Here is an 18,743-nt window from a genome sequence, read left to right as displayed (position 1 = left end):
CCAGTGTACGGCCGTGGGGTACGCCACGGGCAAGGCCGGTCAGCACCGCCGTGCCCGACGGTGGTGTGTTCGTTAGCGTCGCCGTATGAGGGTGACTTGGGAAGAGCTCGGGTGGGAGCGGCTTGCGGCCGGGGTGGGCCGGTGCCGGCTTCCGGGCTGGGACTGCACGGCGGGGCTGGTCGTCGGGGAGGGCGGCGCGCTGCTCGTCGACGCGGGGTCGAGCCTCGCGGAAGGGGTGCGGCTGCGTACCCAGGCGCAGTGGCTCGCGGGTCACCGTGTGACTCATCTCGCGCTGACGCATCCCCACTTCGACCATGTCTTCGGGGCGGCGGCGTTCGCGGGCACGCAGGTGTACGGGGCGGTGGGCCTGGACACGGTGTTCGCGCACGAGCGGGCGGAACTGCGGGCGGACGCCGTGCGCAACGGGCTGGACCAGGACGCGGCGGACGAGGCGATCGACGCCCTGGTCCGCCCGCACCACCAGGTGAGCGGCGAGTGGACCCTCGACCTGGACGGCGGCCGCCAGGTCCTCCTGGCGAACGTGGGCCCGGCCCACACCGCCCACGACCTGGTCGTGTTCGTGCCGGGCGCTCCCGGCTCTCCCGAGGTGGTCTTCTGCGGCGACCTCGTGGAGGAGTCCGGCGAACCCCAGGCCGGCCCCGACGCCGTACCGTCGCACTGGCCGGCGGCCCTGGACCGCCTGCTGGACCTGGGCGGCGAGGACGCGCTGTACGTGCCCGGTCACGGAGCGGTGGTGGACGCGGGGTTCGTGCGCCGGCAGCGCGACGCCCTCGCGGCCCGCTTCGGCGTGTCGCGTTGATCCGCGCTCCATGACGGCCGGGATTCTCTTATCGTCACTCGAATGCGCCAGTACTCACCGGACCTGACTCCCCCCTGGAAGAAGCCCAAGCCCGTCCCCGAGGTCCCGGCGGAACCGGGCCTGGTGGTGGAGGAGCCGGGCACGGGATTCTGCGGTGCGGTGATCCGCTGCGAGGCCGGCACGGTGACACTGGAGGACCGCTTCGGCAAGCACCGGGTGTTCCCGCTGGAGCCGCGCGGGTTCCTGCTGGAGGGCAAGGTGGTGACCCTCGTGCGGCCGTCGTCCTCCGCTCCGGTACGTCCCACCCGTACGGCATCCGGTTCGGTCGCCGTCCCGCAGGCACGCGCGCGCGTGGCCCGCGCCGGCCGTATCTACGTCGAGGGCCGGCACGACGCCGAGCTGGTCGAGAAGGTGTGGGGCGACGACCTGCGCGTCGAGGGCGTGGTGGTGGAGTACCTGGAGGGCGTCGACGACCTGCCGTCGATCGTCGCCGACTTCGCGCCGGGGCCGGATGCGCGGCTGGGGGTTCTGGTCGACCACCTCGTGCCGGGCACGAAGGAGTGGCGCATCGCCGAGTCGGTGACCAGTGAGCACGCGTTGGTCGTGGGCCACCCGTACATCGACATCTGGGAGGCGGTGAAGCCGTCGTCCCTGGGGATTCCGGGCTGGCCGCGGGTTCCTCACGGGCAGGACTGGAAGACGGGGGTGTGCCGGGCGCTGGGGTGGCCGTCGGAGAACACCGGGGCCGTGTGGCAGGCGATTCTTCAGCGGGTGGGGTCTTACAAGGACCTGGAGCCGGAGCTGTTGGGGAGGGTGGAAGAGCTGATCGACTTCGTTACGGGTAGCGGTGGGGCCTGACGTTGCTGAAGGTGCCGAATCCGGTGGTATCGACTTCGAGACCAAAACAGTCCATCGGGACCGGGCAGCCGAACTTGCTCATCCGTTGCACGTGGTACTCGGCTTCCTCGCCACTGCCCTTCGGCTCGGTGAACAGCACGCAGTGCGCCATGATCGGGTCGATGATCAGGTAAGCGTGCACGCCGCTCGCGGCGTAGATCGCGCGCTTGACCTCGTAGTCGCGCTCCACGCTGGTTTCGGAGACGACCTCCACCAATGCCGTGACCACCGCCGACGGTACGTATGTCCCTTGATCCGGACCGGCGCCGCGCTCGGTCACCACCACATCGGGAACGGGGGCGCTGACGTGGTCAAGCATGTCGACGCACTGGGTCTGGAGCGGATACCAACGGTCGCGGGGAATCTGGTCCACCGTCTCCGTGACGTTGCGGTTGTGCACCAGACCAGAGTTGCGCGACATCACGATCTCTCCTCGCAGAAGCTCGGCCCTGACGCCCTCGGGCGGCTCCAGTCACTCGAAGAACTTGATCATCGCGCGATCGTTCACAGCGGCACCCTACAAATCGGGGCGCCGCCCAAACCTGCCTCTGGTTCCGATTCACCCACCGGAGTGATCAGTCCACCAAATCCCTGACCACCGCATCCGCCAACAACCGCCCCCGAAGCGTCAGCACCGCACGCCCCTCCTCATAAGGACCGGTCTGCAAGAGCCCTTCTGAGAGTGCTCGGCGCGAGGCAGTGAGCCCCTCCTCCCGCAGCAACCCCAACGGCACCCCCTCCCGAAGCCGCAGCTCCAGCAGGATCCGCTCGACCCTGCGGTCCTCCTCCGACAGCAGCTCCCGCCCGGCCCCCGGCGACCGCCCCGCCGCCAGCGCCGCCGCATACGCGCCCGGATGCTTCACGTTCCACCAGCGCACGCCGCCCACGTGCGAGTGGGCCCCAGGCCCCGCGCCCCACCAGTCGGCGCCCCGCCAGTACAGCTCGTTGTGCAGGCAGCGTCCCGCTTCCGAGGTCGCCCAGTTGGAGACCTCGTACCAGTCGAAACCGGCCGCCGTGAACGTCTCCTCGGCGATCAGGTACCGGTCCGCGTGGACGTCGTCGTCCGTCATCGGCACCTCGCCCCGGCGGATACGACGGGCCAGCTGCGTGCCTTCCTCGACGATCAGGGCGTACGCGGACACATGGTCCGGCCCGGCGCCGATCGCCGACTCCAGCGACGCCCGCCAGTCGTCGTCCGACTCGCCCGGTGTGCCGTAGATCAGGTCCAGGTTGACGTGCTCGAAGCCCGCCGCGCGGGCCTCCCCGACACACGCCTCCGGGCGCCCCGGGGTGTGGGTGCGGTCGAGGACCTTCAGCACGTGCTGCTTCGCGCTCTGCATGCCGAAGGAGACACGGTTGAAGCCGCCCTCGCGGAGAGCGGCCAGATACGCCGGGTCCACCGAGTCCGGATTCGCCTCCGTGGTGATCTCCGCGTCCGGCGCCAGTCCGAACTCGTGGCGGATCGCCCCCAGCATCCGTACGAGATCGTCGGCGGCCAGCAGCGTGGGCGTACCGCCGCCGACGAAGACCGTGCGGACCTCGCGCGGGTCGTCACCGAGGACCTTGCGGGCCAGGCGGATCTCGTCGATCAGGGTGTCCGCGTAGTTGTCGCGGGACGCCAGTACCCCGCCCGTGCCGCGCAGCTCGGTCGCCGTGTAGGTGTTGAAGTCGCAGTAGCCGCAGCGGGTCGCGCAGTACGGGACGTGCAGGTAGAAGCCGAGGGGGCGGTCGGCGGACCCGGCGAGCGCGGACGCGGGGAGCGTGCCGTCGTCGGGGACGGGCTCGCCGTCGGGGAGTGCGGAGGGCATGGGTTCCATTGTCCAGCACCCCGGCGCTTCCCTGTCCGGTCGGCTACTCGGCCTGGAGCACCAGCAGCGCCAGGTCGTCCTCCGGCGGGCGGCCGCTGAACTCGTGCACCAGCCTGCGGATGCGTTCCGCGATCAGCTGGGCGTTCAGGCCCGCGCACCCGGCGAGGGCGGTCGCGAGGCCGTCGCCGTCGTCGAACTGGCGGGAGCCGCTGCGCCGCTCCGTCACCCCGTCGGTCACGCACAGCAGGGTCTCGCCGGAGCGCAGCTCGAAGGTCTCGCTGGTGTACGTCGCGTCCTCGACGACCCCGAGCAGGGTCTGCGGGTGCGCGGCCGTGTGGACCTCGCCGCCCGCGCCCAGCAGCAACGGCAGCGGGTGGCCGGCGGAGGCGAGGGTGCAGCGGATGCCGCCGTCGACGGGGGTGAGTTCGCCGTAGAGCAGGGAGAGGAAGCGGGTCTGCGGGCCGTCGCCCGGTGGGACCGGGCCGACGAGGGCGCGGGCGGCGGCGTCGGCGGCCTCCGTGGCGTCGTCGAGGAGGAGCTGGTTGAGGCGGTCGAGGACGTCGGCGACGCGGTAGCCCTCGCGGGCGAGGAGCCGCAGCCAGGGCCGTGCGATACCGATCACCACGGCCGCCTCGGGGCCCTTGCCCTGGACGTCGCCGATGGCGAAGCACCAGCGGCCGTCGCCGGCCGGGAACAGGTCGTAGAAGTCCCCGCTCGGGCCGCCCTTGTCGTACGGCTCGTACACCAGGGCACTGGCCACCCCGGGGATCTCGGCGACGGCGCCGGGCAGCAGTCCGCGCTGCAGGACCCGGCTGATGGTGGCCTGCCGGGCGTACTGGCGGGCCGCGCCGATGGCGAGGGCCACCCGGCGGCTGAGGTCCTCGACGAGCCCGGTGACCTCGTCGGGGAAGCGCACGAGGTCGGCCCGCCCGATGACCAGCGTGCCCAGCGGGCGGCCACCGGCGATCAGGCGGTACGCGAGCGCCGTGCCTTGCGCCCCGCGCGCGCCGAGCGCCTCACCGGGCCATGGGTACGGGACGGGCCCCGTGCGGTGGCTGTCGGCGGGATGCGGCGGCTCCTTCTCCAGGGCGCACCGGAGTTCCTCGATGAGGTTCTCGGAGCCGTGCCAGACGCGGGCGAGCCGGGGCCCGGTGCCCGCGACGACGTCCGCCGCCCAGCCTCCCCCGCCCTCGGCGTCACCGGATCGGGGGTATCCCCAGCGCCCGGCCATCTCGTCCTCCAGCCACACCGCGCACCAGTCCGCCAGGCGCGGCACGATCAGCTGGCCGGCGAGGGCGGCGACCAGGTTCTCGTCGAGCTGCCCGGCGAGCAGGTCGGAGGCCTCGGCGAGGAAGGACAGGGCGCCCCGGTTGAGCCAGTCCCGGTCCCGCTCGGCGCGCTGGGGCTCGGGGGCGAGGATCTCGGCGACGCGCAGTCCGCGCTCCAGCGCGCGTTCCTCGGCGTACGCCTCGATGTCGTCCCTGGCCGCGATGGGGTCCTCGGCGGGCAGCCGCGCCCACACGATCTTGGCGCCGGTGCGGTAGGTGACCCCCCAGGACTCGGCGAGCCGGGACACCAGCCGCAGGCCGCGCCCGTACTCCGGTGTCTCGTACGGCGCCTCGATCTCCGCGTCGCGCGGGGCGCGCGAGGGGTGGTGGTCCAGGACCTCGACGACGAGGGCGCCGGTGTCCTCCTCCAGGCGGCACGTGAGCTCGACATCGGTGCCGGCGTGCACGACCGCGTTGGTGACCAGCTCGCTGACGGCCACGACGGCGTCGTCGACGAGACGGTCGGTGAGGTGTTCGGTGCCGGGAATGCCGGAGGCCGCCCAGTCGGTGAGGGTGGTGCGCACCAGGGTGCGGGCGGAGCCCGGGGAGAGGGGGCTGCCGGGGAGGGTGGTGCGTGTTTCGGGGCACCCTCGCGCATGCGCGGGCACACCAGAGGCACGGGTGACGGTCTCCCGTTGCGCCGGAATGGCCCCCATGGACAGCTCCCCGAACGGTTCGGACGAATACGCCTCAGTTGACGCCGACAGAGTGACAGACTGGCCACGCCCATAAGCACCGAGTTACCGAAGTGGGCCGCCATGAGTGAGAACCGTGCTACGCGTGTGCTCGAAGAGGGACAGAAAGACGGTCGAATTCGAGCATCGGATCTGCGCCCGCTGCTCGCCGCGATGACCGCGGCCCGGGACGGCGACTTCCGCAGGCTGCCGGAGGCCGGTGAGGGAGTGGTGGCCGAGCTGACCGCGGTGTTCAACCAGATCATGGACCGCAGCACCCACTTCAACGGCGAAGTGCAGCGCGTCAAGCGGGAGTTGGTGCGCCACGGCCGACTCGACGAGCGGCTCTCGGCGAGCCCGGGGCAGGGCGACTGGACGACCCGCGTCAACGACGTCAACCAGGTGCTCGACGCCCTGGTGGCCCCGGCGGCGAACGCGACGCGGTGGCCGGCGGCGACCTCACCCAGCGCGTCGATCTGCACGACGGCTCCCGCCAGTTACGCGGCGACCTGCGCCGCCTGGGCCGGGCCGTGAACAAGATGGTCGACCAGCTCTCCCTGTTCACCGGCGAGGTCACCCGCGTCGCCCGCGAGGTCGGCACCGAGGGCCGGCTCGGCGGCCGGGCCAAGGTGCAGGGCCTGTCGGGCAGTTGGCGGCAGGTGACCGAGGCCGTCAACACGATGGCGTCCCGGCTGACGGCCCAGGTGCGTGACATCGCCCTGGTGACCACGGCGGTGGCCCGCGGCGACCTCACCCGTACGGTCACCGTCGAGGCGACCGGCGAACTGCTCGAACTGAAGCTGACCGTCAACACGATGGTGGACCAGCTCTCCGCGTTCGCCGACGAGGTGACGAGGGTCGCCCGCGAGGTCGGCACGGAAGGGCAGCTGGGCGGGCGGGCTCAGGTGCGGGGCGTCAGCGGCGTATGGAAGGACCTCACCGACAACGTCAACTTCATGGCGTCGAACCTGACCTCCCAGGTCCGCAACATCGCCCAGGTGACGACGGCCGTGGCGAACGGCGACCTGAGCCAGAAGATCACCGTCGACGCCCAGGGCGAGATCCTCGAACTCAAGTCCACCATCAACACGATGGTCGACCAGCTCTCCGCCTTCGCCGACGAGGTGACCCGCGTCGCCCGCGAGGTCGGCACCGAAGGCAACCTCGGCGGCCGGGCGCAGGTCCGAGGCGTGTCGGGCGTCTGGAAGGACCTCACCGACAACGTCAACTTCATGGCGGACAACCTGACCTCCCAGGTCCGCAACATCGCCCTCGTCTCCACGGCCGTGGCCCAGGGCGACCTCGGCAAGAAGATCACGGTCGAGGCGAAGGGCGAGATCCTCGAACTCAAGTCGACCATCAACACGATGGTGGACCAGCTCTCCGCCTTCGCCGACGAGGTGACGAGGGTCGCCCGCGAGGTCGGCACCGAGGGCAACCTCAGTGGTCAGGCCCAGGTACGCGGGGTGAGCGGCGTCTGGAAGGACCTCACGGACAATGTCAACTTCATGGCGCTGAACCTGACTTCACAGGTGCGGAACATCGCCCAGGTGACGACGGCCGTGGCCAACGGCGACCTGTCGAAGAAGATCACCGTCGACGCCCGCGGCGAGATCCTCGAACTCAAGGACACCGTCAACACGATGGTGGAGCAGCTGCGCGCCTTCGCCGACGAGGTGACGAGGGTCGCCCGTGAGGTCGGCACCGACGGCCGGCTCGGCGGCCGTGCGCAGGTGCTGGGCGTCTCCGGCGTGTGGCGGGACCTGACCGACAACGTCAACTACATGGCGGACAACCTGACCTCCCAGGTCCGCAACATCGCCCAGGTCACCACCGCCGTCGCCAACGGCGACCTCTCCAAGAAGATCGACGTGGACGCGCGCGGCGAGATCCTGGAGCTGAAGACCGCCATCAACACGATGGTCGACACGCTCTCCTCCTTCTCCTCCGAGGTCACCCGCGTGGCCCGCGAGGTCGGCTCCGAGGGCCAACTGGGCGGCCAGGCGCGGGTGGAGGGCGTCTACGGCACCTGGAAGCGCCTGACGACGAACGTGAACGAACTCGCGTCGAATCTCACCACCCAGGTCCGCGCCATCGCCGAGGTCGCCTCCGCCGTGGCCCAGGGCGACATGTCCCGCTCGATCACCGTGGAGACACAGGGCGAGGTCGCCGAGCTCAAAGACAACATCAACCTGATGGTGGCCAACCTGCGCGAGACGACCCGCGCCAAGGACTGGCTGGAGTCCAACCTGACCCGCCTCGCCGCCCTGATGCAGGGCCACCGCGACCTGATGGAGGTCGCCGACCTGCTGCTGCGCGAGCTGACGCCGCTGGTCAACGCCCAGTACGGGGCGTTCTTCCTGGCCGACCCGGACGAGGAGAGCGCCGGGCTGCGCACCGCCGTTCCCGCGAAGGGACTCGCGTTCATCGCCGGGTACGGCTCGGCCCAGGGCACGACCATCGAGACCGGCGGCCTCCCGGTGCACGGGCTGGTCCGGCAGGCGGCCCGCGAGAAGAAGCGGATCCTCGTCGAGGAGGCCCCGCCGGACTACATCAAGATCAACAGCGGGCTCGGTGAGGCGGCCCCCACCAGCGTCGTCATCATCCCGATCCTCTTCGAGGACAAGCTCCTCGGCGTGATCGAGCTGGCGTCCTTCTCCCGCTTCTCCGATGTGCACCTGGCGTTCTTCGACCAGTTCGTGAACACCATCGCCGTCGCGATCAACACGATCATCGCCAACTCCCGCACGGAGTCCCTGCTCGGCGAGTCCCAGCGCCTGGCCATGCAGCTCCAGGAACGCTCGGACGAACTCCAGATGCAGCAGGCCGAGCTGCAACGCTCCAACGCCGAACTGGAGGAGAAGGCGGCCCTGCTGGCGACCAGCTCCCAGTACAAGTCGGAGTTCCTGGCGAACATGTCGCACGAGCTGCGGACGCCTTTGAACTCACTGCTGATCCTGGCGAGGCTGCTGTCGGACAACCCGGACGGCCGTCTCTCCGACCAGGAGGTGCAGTTCGCGACGACGATCCACCGCTCCGGCTCGGACCTGCTCCAGCTGATCAACGACATCCTCGACCTGTCGAAGATCGAGGCGGGCCGGATGGACGTACGCCCGAAGAGGCTGCCGCTCATCAAGCTGCTGGACTACGTCCACGCCACCTTCCGCCCGCTCACCCTGGACCGGGGGCTCGCCTTCGAGGTGGCGGTCGGCGAGGACGTGCCGCGCGAGATGTACTCGGACGAGCAGCGCCTCCAGCAGATCCTGCGCAACCTGCTCTCGAACGCGATCAAGTTCACCGCGAGCGGCCGGGTGGAGCTGCGGGTGAACCGGGTCAAGGACCCCGAGCACCACTACGTCCGCGAGGGCGACGAGGTGATCGCGTTCGCGGTGTCCGACACCGGTATCGGCATCGCGCCGGAGAAGCTTCCGGTGATCTTCGAGGCGTTCCAGCAGGCCGACGGCACGACCAACCGCAAGTACGGCGGCACGGGCCTCGGCCTGTCCATCAGCCGGGAGATCGCGGGCCTGCTGGGCGGCCGTATCGTCGCCGAGAGCCAGCCCGGCAGGGGCTCCACGTTCACGCTGTACGTCCCGGTCGTCAGCCCCGGCCACGCGGCGACCGGCCCGGTGCCCGAGGACCGTCCGCTGCCGGTGCCGGAGCAGCTGTCGACCGAGCGCTTCTCGAACAGCCACGACGCGGAGGACGCCTGGCCGACACCGACCAAGCTGGAGGCGTGGCAGACGGGCCGCGCGGGCCGGGTACTGCCGGGCCGACGGGTGTTGATAGTGGACGACGACATCCGCAACGTCTTCGCGCTCACCCATGTCCTGGGCCGGGTCGGCATGCCGGTCCTGTACGCCGAGAACGGCCGTGAGGGCATCGAGACACTGGAGCGGAACCCGGACGTCGAACTCGTCCTGATGGACATCATGATGCCGGAGATGGACGGCTACGAGACGATCTCCGCCATCCGCCGCACCCCGCGCTGGGCGGACCTGCCCATCGTCGCGCTGACCGCGAAGGCCATGCCCGGAGACCGGGAGAAATCCATCGCGCGGGGCGCCAACGACTACGTACCGAAGCCGGTGGACGTGGATCAGCTCCTGACCGTCGTCTGCGACCTCCTGGACCCCGAGGGCGCGGAGACGGAAGGGCGTACAGCGACGCCGGACCACACCGCAGTACCGGGACCGAGCACTTCCGACGAGGAAGAGGTCGTCCCGCCGACGATCACCGAATGAGGCCACTTCACCATGAGCGCTGAGGCAACGACCGACGAGCGTGCCGGCATCCTCCTCGTCGACGACATGGAGGACAACCTGATCGCGCTGGAGGCCGTCCTGGGGTCCCTCAACGAGCCGCTCGTGCGCGCGCGTTCGGGCGAGGAGGCGATGAAGGCGCTGCTCCGGCAACGCTTCGCGCTGGTCCTGCTCGACGTCCGCATGCCGGGCATGGACGGCTTCGAGACCGCCACGAACATCAAACGGCTCGACCAGACCAAGGACGTCCCGATCATCTTCCTGACCGGCGCGGAGGACGACCCCGGCTACGCCTTCCGCGGCTACGCGACAGGCGCCGCGGACTACTTGACCAAGCCGTTCGATCCGTGGGTACTGCGCGCGAAGGTCAGCGTCTTCCTCGACCTGCACCGCAAGAACCAGCAACTGGCCCGGAAACCGACGCACAGCGCCGAGTTCCTCATACGGTTGGCCGCCCTGGAGAAAGAGCTGGACGGGCAGGACCCACCGGACATGGCGAAGCTGCGCAACCAGATCCGGGAGCTACGGCACCTGGCAGGCGAACGGCAACTGCTCTGACCCTGAAGGGGCGCGGGGAACTGCGCGACCAGCCACGACGAACCCGCAGCCGCCGACGGTCCCCGCCACCCCTCCACTCTCGCGCTACGCCTCCCGCGTACCCGCGTACATCTCCTCGATCAGCCCCTTGTACTCCCGCTCCACAACCGGCCGCTTCAACTTCAGACTCGGCGTGATCTCCCCGTGCTCCACATCGAGATCCCGCGGCAGCAACCGGAACTTCTTGATGGTCTGCCACTTCTGAAGCCCGGCGTTGAGCTGCTTCACGTACCCGTCGACCATCTCCACGGTCGCCGGCGCGGCCACAACCTCCGCGTACGACTTGCCGCCGAGCCCGTTCTCCTCGGCCCACGCCAGGATCGAGGGCTCGTCCAGCGCGATGAGCGCCGTGCAGAAGTTCCGGTCGGCCCCGTGCACCAGGATGTTGGACACGTACGGGCACACCGCCTTGAACTGCCCCTCGACCTCGGCCGGCGCGATGTACTTGCCGCCCGACGTCTTGATCAGGTCCTTCTTGCGGTCGGTGATGCGCAGGTATCCGTCCGGGGACAGCTCCCCGATGTCGCCGGTGTGGAACCAGCCGTCGCTCTCCAGCACCTCGGCGGTCTTGTCCGGCAGCCCGTGGTAGCCCTCCATGATGCCGGGGCCGCGCAGCAGGATCTCCCCGTCATCGGCGATACGGACCTCCGTGCCGGGCAGCGGCTTGCCGACCGTGCCGGTGCGGTAGGCCTCGCCCGGGTTGACGAAGGACGCGGCGGAGGACTCGGTGAGCCCGTAGCCCTCCAGGATGTGGATGCCGGCGCCGGCGAAGAAGTAACCGATCTCCGGGGAGAGGGCGGCGCTGCCGGACACACACGCGCGCAGGTTGCCGCCGAAGGCATCGCGGATCTTGGCGTACACGAGCGCGTCGGCGACCTTGTGCTTGGCGCCCAGCCCGAACGGCACGGAGTGGGAGCCGGTGCGCCGGAAGTTGTCCTGGGAGACCTTGGCGTACTCCCGGGCGATCCCGGCGGCCCACTGGAAGATCTTGTACTTGGCGCCGCCGGCCGCACGGGCCTTGGCGGCGACCCCGTTGTAGACCTTCTCGAAGATGCGCGGGACGGCCGCCATGTACGTCGGCTGCACGACCGGCAGATTCTCGATGATCTTGTCGACGCGGCCGTCGACGGCGGTGACGTGCCCGACCTCGATCTGCCCGGAAGTGAGCACCTTGCCGAAGACGTGCGCGAGCGGCAGCCACAGGTACTGCACGTCCTCGCTGCTGACCAGGCCGGTCGCGGCGATCGCCTTCGCCATGTACGACCAGTTGTCGTGCGGCAGCCGTACGCCCTTGGGGCGCCCGGTGGTGCCGGAGGTGTAGATGAGCGTGGCGAGCTGGTCCTTGGTGATCGCGCCGACCCGCTCCTTGATGAGGTCGGCGTCCTTCTCCAGCCGGGCCGCGCCGCGCTTCTCCAGCTCGTCGAGGGTGAGGATCCAGTCGGCGGTCTCGACACCGGCCGGGTCGATGACGACGACGTGGGTCAGGTTCGGCAGCTCGGCGCGCTTCTCCTGCGCCTTGGCCAGCTGCGCCGCGTCCTCGGCGATCAGCACCCGGCTCTCGGAGTCGGAGAGGATGAACGCCGACTCCTCGGCGTTGGTCTGCGGATACACGGTGGTGGTGGCCGCGCCGGCGCACATGATGCCCAGGTCGGCGAGGATCCACTCGATCCGGGTCGACGAGGCGAGGGCGACGCGCTGCTCGGGCTGGACGTCCAGCTCGATGAGGCCGGCCGCGATGGCGTAGACCCGCTCGGCGGCCTGCGCCCAGCTCAGCGACTTCCACTCGTCCGGCCCCTCGCCCGAGGCCGCCGGTACCGGATGGCGGTATGCCTCGGCGTCCGGTGTGGCCCCCACGCGCTCCAGGAAGAGGGCCGCCACGGTCGGCGGACGGTTCTCGATCAGTGTCTGTGTGTCGCTCACGACATCCTCCGGGGCCCGCGACTGTGCGGCTGGCTCAAATAGCCGGCTCTTCAGCCGACTCATTACGGCGGTTTTCACTCGCGAGCCGTTGTTTAACTCGCGAGTAACTATCGAGCAGGGATCAGAGTAAAGGTCGACCGGCCACCCCGTAAGGGGCGGCGGCCTGTCACTTCCTCCAGAGACCTACCCGCTGCACACGCAGGGGCCCGCCGCACTTGCGTACGACGGACCCCTGTTGCACCGGTTTGCCAGGCCACCCCGTGTTACCGGCGGTTACTTCTTGCCCTTGCCCGACCCCGCGCTGTCATCGCTGCTCAGTACGGCGATGAAGGCCTCCTGCGGAACCTCCACGGAACCCACCATCTTCATCCGCTTCTTGCCTTCCTTCTGCTTCTCCAGCAGCTTGCGCTTACGGGAGATGTCGCCGCCGTAGCACTTGGCGAGGACGTCCTTGCGGATGGCGCGGATGGTCTCGCGGGCGATGACCCGGGAGCCGATGGCGGCCTGGATGGGCACCTCGAAGGCCTGCCGCGGGATGAGCTCGCGCAGCTTGGCGACGAGCCGTACGCCGTACGCGTACGCCGCGTCCTTGTGGGTGATCGCGGAGAAGGCGTCGACCTTGTCGCCGTGCAGCAGGATGTCGACCTTGACCAGGCTGGAGGTCTGCTCACCGGTGGGCTCGTAGTCCAGCGAGGCGTAGCCGCGGGTCTTGGACTTCAGCTGGTCGAAGAAGTCGAAGACGATCTCGGCGAGCGGCAGGGTGTAGCGGATCTCGACCCGGTCCTCGGACAGGTAGTCCATGCCGAGGAGGGTGCCGCGCCGGGTCTGGCACAGCTCCATGATCGAGCCGATGAACTCGGTCGGCGCGAGGATCGTGGCGCGTACGACGGGCTCGTACACCTCGTTGATCTTGCCCTCGGGGAACTCGCTCGGGTTGGTGACGGTGTGCTCGGTGCCGTCCTCCATCACCACCCGGTAGACCACGTTGGGCGCGGTCGCGATCAGGTCGAGCCCGAACTCGCGCTCCAGCCGCTCGCGGATCACGTCGAGGTGCAGCAGGCCGAGGAAGCCGACGCGGAAGCCGAAGCCGAGCGCGGCGGAGGTCTCCGGCTCGTAGACCAGCGCGGCGTCGTTGAGCTGGAGCTTGTCCAGGGCCTCGCGCAGCTCGGGGTAGTCGGAGCCGTCCAGCGGATAGAGCCCGGAGAAGACCATGGGCTTCGGGTCCTTGTACCCGCCGAGGGCCTCCGTCGCGCCCTTCTGCTGGCTGGTGACGGTGTCACCGACCTTGGACTGGCGGACGTCCTTCACACCGGTGATGAGGTAGCCCACCTCGCCGACGCCGAGGCCGTCCGCGGACAGCATCTCGGGCGAGTTCGTCCCGATCTCCAGCAGCTCGTGCGTGGCGCCGGTCGACATCATCTTGATGCGCTCGCGCTTGTTGAGCTGGCCGTCGATGACACGGACGTATGTGACCACGCCCCGGTAGGAGTCGTAGACCGAGTCGAAGATCATCGCGCGGGCGGGGGCGTCCTTGACGCCGACCGGCGCGGGGACCTCCTTGACCACCCTGTCGAGCAGCGCGTCGACGCCGACACCGGTCTTGGCGGAGACCCGCAGGACGTCGTCGGGCTCGCAGCCGACCAGGTTGGCGAGCTCCTCGGCGAACTTCTCGGGCTGCGCGGCCGGCAGGTCGATCTTGTTCAGCACGGGGATGATCGTGAGGTCGTTCTCCATCGCCAGGTAGAGGTTGGCGAGGGTCTGGGCCTCGATGCCCTGGGCGGCGTCGACGAGGAGGATGGTCCCCTCGCAGGCGGCGAGCGACCGGGAGACCTCGTAGGTGAAGTCGACGTGCCCCGGGGTGTCGATCATGTTGAGGATGTGCGTATTGCTCTTGTCGTGGGTGGGAGCCCACGGCAGCCGCACCGCCTGGGACTTGATCGTGATACCGCGCTCACGCTCGATGTCCATCCGGTCGAGGTACTGAGCACGCATCTGCCGCTGCTCGACCACACCGGTCAGCTGGAGCATCCGGTCGGCGAGCGTGGACTTGCCGTGGTCGATGTGCGCGATGATGCAGAAATTGCGGATCAGAGCCGGGTCGGTACGGCTCGGCTCGGGCACATTGTTAGGGGTCGCGGGCACGCAGGGTCCTGTCTCTTGAGGCGCCTTATGCCTCGGGTCGGATCGATACGTAGCTTCCATGGTCCCACGGGCGGCGACCGGGGACCGTTTTGGGCCGTCCGCCGAGCCGCTGGTAGTGTGGGGGGCTGTGTCTCATGCCCTCTCAGCGCGAGGCACATCCTCAAGAAATCACCTGGCACGGGACCTGGTCTCCCCTGGGGGAGGCTCCTGGCTCCGTGCCTGAACCTGAAAAGGCTCATTCGTGGCGAACATCAAGTCCCAGATCAAGCGGATCAAGACCAACGAGAAGGCTCGGCTGCGCAACAAGGCCGTCAAGTCCTCCCTGAAGACCGCGATCCGCAAGGCCCGCGAGGCCGCTGCCGCGGGTGACGTCGAGAAGGCCACCGAGTACCAGCGCGCCGCGTCGCGTGCGCTCGACAAGGCCGTCTCGAAGGGCGTCATCCACAAGAACCAGGCTGCCAACAAGAAGTCGGCGCTGGCTTCGAAGGTCGCTGCCCTCAAGGGCTGACACTTGATTTGACCGCCGGAGGGAATCGAGCGGGCCCTCTCTCATCCGCTCCCGTCCGGCACCCCGAGCTCGTTCGCGGCCTGCGTTCGCCACGCGGGAACGGGCTCAGCAGCTTCAACCGAAGGCCCGGTCTCCATCCTTCCCCAGGACGGAGACCGGGCCTTCGGCATGCGCGGCCGGCTGTCGACCGTCAACCCCAGAAGTCGTCGCTCTGGTCGATGTCCTCGATGCACTCGTCGATGTCGGTCATCTTGTCCCCGACGATCCGGAAGACAAGGGCTCCGTTCTCGTCGAGGTGCTTGTCGTTCCGATCGGCCTGGAAGCGGTGCACGGAGACCGCGTGCCCACGCCCGTCGACGAGAATGCTGCGAAGATCGACCTGAATCGTTCCGTTGGTCTCCTCGAAGAGCCGACGGTACATGTCGATGCACGCGTCCTGCCCCTTGAAGTCGCCCGCCAGCGGGTGGCTTCCGGGTACGTGGTGCGTGCAGTCCCCGGTCATCAGCCCACGCAGGGCATCCATGTCGCCCCGTGTGAAGGCCTCGTAGCCCTTGCGGACGAGCTGTGCGTGCGGGTGTTCAGCCATGGCGACCGCCACCTCTCCGTCGCATCGGTACGTTACGGCTGATACCCCTGATTCTCCTCTGCGGAGGGGCGAAGGCCAGTGGATCAAGAGGCGGCGGGGCCATGGTCACGAGCGGGCAGGGTTCACGACCAGAAGTCGTTGAGCTTGTCGATGTCGTCGACGCACTCGTCGAGGTCACTGGCCTTGTCGCCGACGATCCGGAAGACGATGCCGCCGTCCAGATCCAGGTGCTTGCCCTGACGCTCGGCCGTGGAGTGGTGCACGGCCATCACGTGTCCACGGCCGTCGACGAAGAGCTGACGCAGCTCGACGTTCAGCGTCCCGCCCGACTCCTCGAAGAGCCGCTGGTACATCTGGACACACGCGTCCTGGCCCTTGTGGTCGCCCGCCAGCGGGTGTTCGCCCGGGAAGTGATGCGTGGCGTCCCCCGTCAGCAGGGTGCGCAGAGTGTCCATGTCACCGCGGGAGAAGGCCTCGTAGCCCTTGCGGACGAGCTGTGCGTGCGGGTGTTCAGCCATACCGATCGCCACCTTTCCATCTGTCGATCATGCTCGGCGATTTCAGGCTGCACGCACGATTGTCCTCGCAGTCGCTACGACGGCCACTGGATCATGGCCGGAGCGCGCCCGCGGCGCCGGTCAACCGCGTCCCCTGGACCGCGCCGCCCGCGCGATCGCCACGACCGCCTTCTCCAGGGCGTACCCGGGGTCGTCCCCGCCGCCCTTCACACCGGCGTCGGCCTCGGCGACCGCCTGCAGAGCGGCCGCCACTCCGTCGGGCGTCCACCCCCGCATCTGCTGCCGGACGCGGTCGATCTTCCAGGGCGGCATGCCCAGCTCGCGAGCGAGGTCGGCGGGGCGTCCACCGCGTGCGGAGGACAGCTTGCCGATGGCCCGTACGCCCTGCGCAAGCGCGCTGGTGATCAAGACAGGCGCCACGCCCGTGGCGAGGGACCACCGCAGCGCCTCCAGCGCCTCCGCCGCCCGCCCCTCGACCGCCCGGTCGGCAACGGTGAAGCTCGACGCCTCGGCGCGGCCGGTGTAGTACCGCCCGACGACGGCCTCGTCGATCGTCCCCTCGACATCGGCGACCAACTGACTCACCGCGGACGCCAGCTCCCGCAGATCACTCCCGACGGCGTCGACCAGCGCCTGACAGGCCTCGGGCGTCGCGGACCGCCCGGTCGCCCGGAACTCACCGCGCACGAACGCGAGCCGATCCGCCGGCTTGGTCATCTTCGGGCACGCCACCTCCCGCGCCCCCGCCTTGCGCGCCGCGTCGAGGAGCTTCTTGCCCTTGACCCCACCGGCGTGCAGCAGCACCAGGGTGATCTCCTCGGCCGGCGACCCCAGATACGCCGTCACGTCCTTGATCGTGTCGGCCGACAGATCCTGCGCATCGCGCACGACCACGACCTTGCGCTCCGCGAACAGCGAGGGGCTGGTCAACTCGGCCAGCGTGCCGGGCTGCAACTGGTCCGGGGTCAGATCCCGCACATCCGTGTCGGCATCGGCGGCCCTGGCGGCAACCACCACCTCCCGCACGGCACGATCGAGCAGCAGCTCCTCCTGACCCACGGCGAGGGTCACGGGAGCGAGGAGGTCGTCAGCAGCAGTCTTCCTGGCCATCACGACAAGCATGGCACGGGCCACTGACAACGCGGCTCGCCCGGGTCTACGCCGACCTGCGGCCGCGCCTGGCCGTGCGCCTGGACGTGCGCCTGGGCCTGCGTCTGGGCCGCGCCTGAACCTGAGCGTGGCCTGGGCCACCGCCGGCCCGCGCCCGCGCCTGAACCTGCGCCTGGCTTGGGGCGGCACCAGCACCGTCACCGCACTGGCCCGGGCCCCGACAGCGGCAGGCGGCAGGCGGCAGGCGGCAGGCGGCAGGCGGCAGGCGGCAGGCGGCAACGATCGGTCTACGGCTCCTCCCGCCAGCCGTCCCACTCACCGGCGAACTCGTCCAGCTCCCCCGGATCCAACCGCCCTTGCTCGTCCCGCAGCACCACCAACCACTGCGCATCCTCGGCATCGTCCTCCCCGGCCAGCGCATCCCGCACCAGCCGCGGCTCCTCATCGATCCCGAACCGCTCCCCGAGCGCCCCCACGACCTCCTCCGCCGCGTCACGATCGGGCAGCACCAGCACATGTCTCACATCGCTCACGGAGCAATTCTCAGCCACCCACGAGTGTCGAACCCGTGCCGGGGTGCCGGGCCCCGCACGAGCCGCCCCGCGTGGCCCCGAGTAGCCCTGAACGGCCTTGGCGGCCTTGGCGGCCTGAGCTGCCTGAGCTGCCTGAGCTGCCTGAGCTGCCTGAGCGATCTGAGCTGCCTCCTCCCCCGAGGAGCCCCGCTCCCGTATCAGTCGTCCCGCCCCGGCCTGCGCACGGTCGGCACCTGATCCAACTCGATCCCGAACCGCTCCCGGTACACCCGCAGCACCTCCTCATCCGTGCCCACCTCCCGCTCCTCACGCGTGCCGTCGGCCGCCGTCTCCTTGAACGTGCGCCCGCTGAGCGTGATCCGCCCTCCCTCCTCCGTCACCCGCGAGCACACCAGCGACTGTGTGAAGTGCGAGCCCGGCGAGGTGCTGTGCCACCACGCCCCGGCCACGAAGTCGCCGAGCACCCGCGGCCGCCGCTCCAGCCGGTACTCGGGTCTGCCGTCCATGACGACGTCCAGGTCCGCCGCCTCCGCCACGTCGTGCCCACCGCGCACCCCGGCCGAGTCCGGCCCTGCCTCGACGATCCGGAACACACCCGCCGGGTCGACCTGCTCGCCCCGCGCCTCGAACGCCAGCGGATAGTGACTGTGCGCCCCGAAACCGACGTCCGCCAGCCATGTGCCCCCGTCCACCGTCCGCACCTTCAGCGCCATGTGGTCGTAGGGAATCCCGAGCCGGCCCTCCTTCCCGTGGACCCGTGCCGCGAGCAGCGTCACGTCGAAACCCAGCGCGGTGAGCAACGTCGCGAACGCCCCGTTCAGTTCGTAGCAGAACCCGCCCCGCCCAGCCCCCACCACCTTGTCCAGCAGCCGCTTCTCCTCCAGCACGATCTCCTCGCCGAGGTGGATCGACAGGTTCTCGAAGGGCACGGTCTGCAGATGGCGCAGATGCAGCTCGCGCAGCACGTCCACGGTCGGCCACGCCGGGTGCTCGACCCCCAGGCGGCTGAGATAGGCGTCAACCTCAACGGAATCCATGCC

The 18,743-nt window shown here is 69.6% G+C and carries 14 protein-coding genes and 1 pseudogene; 5 read left to right on the top strand and 10 right to left on the bottom strand.

Annotation, left to right across the window (positions count from 1 at the left end; genetic code table 11):
* Positions 1–85 precede the first annotated feature (85 nt).
* Both QQM39_RS30720 and QQM39_RS30715 read left to right on the top strand, forming a co-directional pair.
* Complete coding sequence (locus QQM39_RS30720) at positions 86–820, top strand: MBL fold metallo-hydrolase (RefSeq protein WP_302000787.1); 735 nt, start codon at positions 86–88, stop codon at positions 818–820.
* A gap of 42 nt (positions 821–862) precedes the next feature.
* Positions 863–1,678 (top strand): DUF3097 domain-containing protein, encoded by an 816-nt coding sequence (locus QQM39_RS30715; protein WP_302000786.1) that lies wholly within the window; start codon positions 863–865, stop codon positions 1,676–1,678.
* On the opposite strand, the gene QQM39_RS30710 is transcribed toward QQM39_RS30715, so the two are convergent.
* From QQM39_RS30710 to QQM39_RS30700, 3 genes are all read right to left on the bottom strand, one after another.
* Complete coding sequence (locus QQM39_RS30710; protein WP_302003782.1) at positions 1,656–2,189, bottom strand: Uma2 family endonuclease; 534 nt, start codon at positions 2,187–2,189, stop codon at positions 1,656–1,658. The two genes, QQM39_RS30715 and QQM39_RS30710, sit on opposite strands and share 23 nt — an antisense overlap.
* A 103-nt stretch (positions 2,190–2,292) precedes the next feature.
* On the bottom strand, positions 2,293–3,525 hold the full coding sequence (gene hemW, locus QQM39_RS30705; RefSeq protein WP_302000785.1) for a radical SAM family heme chaperone HemW: 1,233 nt from the start codon (positions 3,523–3,525) through the stop codon (positions 2,293–2,295).
* A 43-nt stretch (positions 3,526–3,568) separates the two neighbouring features.
* Positions 3,569–5,509: a SpoIIE family protein phosphatase gene (locus QQM39_RS30700; protein ID WP_302000784.1), complete on the bottom strand. Its 1,941-nt coding sequence runs from the start codon at positions 5,507–5,509 to the stop codon at positions 3,569–3,571.
* 102 nt (positions 5,510–5,611) lie between these two features.
* Between QQM39_RS30700 and QQM39_RS30695 the strand changes: the two are divergent.
* Both QQM39_RS30695 and QQM39_RS30690 read left to right on the top strand, forming a co-directional pair.
* Positions 5,612–9,771 (top strand): annotated as a pseudogene (locus QQM39_RS30695) (HAMP domain-containing protein).
* Positions 9,772–9,783: 12 nt separating this feature from the next.
* Positions 9,784–10,347: a two-component system response regulator gene (locus tag QQM39_RS30690; protein ID WP_302000783.1), complete on the top strand. Its 564-nt coding sequence runs from the start codon at positions 9,784–9,786 to the stop codon at positions 10,345–10,347.
* Positions 10,348–10,431: 84 nt separating this feature from the next.
* On the opposite strand, the gene QQM39_RS30685 is transcribed toward QQM39_RS30690, so the two are convergent.
* Positions 10,432–12,306: a long-chain fatty acid--CoA ligase gene (locus tag QQM39_RS30685; protein ID WP_302000782.1), complete on the bottom strand. Its 1,875-nt coding sequence runs from the start codon at positions 12,304–12,306 to the stop codon at positions 10,432–10,434.
* Positions 12,307–12,579: 273 nt separating this feature from the next.
* The gene (gene lepA / locus QQM39_RS30680) at positions 12,580–14,448 is read right to left on the bottom strand and encodes a translation elongation factor 4 (RefSeq protein WP_302000781.1); all 1,869 of its coding nucleotides are present in this window, start codon (positions 14,446–14,448) and stop codon (positions 12,580–12,582) included.
* A gap of 241 nt (positions 14,449–14,689) precedes the next feature.
* Between lepA and rpsT the strand changes: the two genes are divergently transcribed.
* Positions 14,690–14,956: a 30S ribosomal protein S20 gene (gene rpsT, locus QQM39_RS30675; protein ID WP_302000780.1), complete on the top strand. Its 267-nt coding sequence runs from the start codon at positions 14,690–14,692 to the stop codon at positions 14,954–14,956.
* 190 nt (positions 14,957–15,146) lie between these two features.
* Here rpsT and QQM39_RS30670 read toward each other — a convergent pair whose 3' ends face one another.
* The 5 genes from QQM39_RS30670 to QQM39_RS30650 all read right to left on the bottom strand — a co-directional run bounded on the left by QQM39_RS30670 (position 15,147) and on the right by QQM39_RS30650 (position 18,740).
* Positions 15,147–15,542, bottom strand: coding sequence for a nuclear transport factor 2 family protein (locus QQM39_RS30670; RefSeq protein WP_302000779.1), 396 nt, complete (start codon positions 15,540–15,542; stop codon positions 15,147–15,149).
* A gap of 122 nt (positions 15,543–15,664) precedes the next feature.
* The gene (locus tag QQM39_RS30665) at positions 15,665–16,060 is read right to left on the bottom strand and encodes a nuclear transport factor 2 family protein (RefSeq protein ID WP_302000778.1); all 396 of its coding nucleotides are present in this window, start codon (positions 16,058–16,060) and stop codon (positions 15,665–15,667) included.
* A 120-nt stretch (positions 16,061–16,180) separates the two neighbouring features.
* Positions 16,181–17,170, bottom strand: a complete 990-nt coding sequence (gene holA, locus QQM39_RS30660) for a DNA polymerase III subunit delta (RefSeq protein WP_302000777.1) — start codon at positions 17,168–17,170, stop codon at positions 16,181–16,183.
* 287 nt (positions 17,171–17,457) lie between these two features.
* Entirely contained in the window at positions 17,458–17,703 is a 246-nt protein-coding gene (locus tag QQM39_RS30655; RefSeq protein ID WP_302000776.1) for a hypothetical protein, read from the bottom strand.
* A 197-nt stretch (positions 17,704–17,900) separates the two neighbouring features.
* Positions 17,901–18,740: an arylamine N-acetyltransferase gene (locus QQM39_RS30650; protein ID WP_302000775.1), complete on the bottom strand. Its 840-nt coding sequence runs from the start codon at positions 18,738–18,740 to the stop codon at positions 17,901–17,903.
* Between the last annotated feature and the right edge of the window lie 3 nt (positions 18,741–18,743).

The sequence above is a fragment of the Streptomyces sp. DT2A-34 genome (genome assembly GCF_030499515.1).
In the GTDB taxonomy this organism is placed as follows: domain Bacteria; phylum Actinomycetota; class Actinomycetes; order Streptomycetales; family Streptomycetaceae; genus Streptomyces.
The sequence above is the reverse complement of the archived record's forward strand: the minus strand, read 5'-3'. Positions and strand labels throughout refer to the sequence as shown.

Bases quoted from the DNA above. Each gene is read 5' to 3' on its own strand.
- QQM39_RS30720 (WP_302000787.1), top strand. From the start codon at position 86: ATGAGGGTGACTTGGGAAGAGCTCGGGTGGGAGCGGCTTGCGGCCGGG.
- QQM39_RS30715 (WP_302000786.1), top strand. From the start codon at position 863: ATGCGCCAGTACTCACCGGACCTGACTCCCCCCTGGAAGAAGCCCAAG.
- hemW (WP_302000785.1), bottom strand. From the start codon at position 3,525: ATGCCCTCCGCACTCCCCGACGGCGAGCCCGTCCCCGACGACGGCACG.
- QQM39_RS30700 (WP_302000784.1), bottom strand. From the start codon at position 5,509: ATGGGGGCCATTCCGGCGCAACGGGAGACCGTCACCCGTGCCTCTGGT.
- QQM39_RS30690 (WP_302000783.1), top strand. From the start codon at position 9,784: ATGAGCGCTGAGGCAACGACCGACGAGCGTGCCGGCATCCTCCTCGTC.
- QQM39_RS30670 (WP_302000779.1), bottom strand. From the start codon at position 15,542: ATGGCTGAACACCCGCACGCACAGCTCGTCCGCAAGGGCTACGAGGCC.
- QQM39_RS30665 (WP_302000778.1), bottom strand. From the start codon at position 16,060: ATGGCTGAACACCCGCACGCACAGCTCGTCCGCAAGGGCTACGAGGCC.
- holA (WP_302000777.1), bottom strand. From the start codon at position 17,170: ATGGCCAGGAAGACTGCTGCTGACGACCTCCTCGCTCCCGTGACCCTC.
- QQM39_RS30650 (WP_302000775.1), bottom strand. From the start codon at position 18,740: ATGGATTCCGTTGAGGTTGACGCCTATCTCAGCCGCCTGGGGGTCGAG.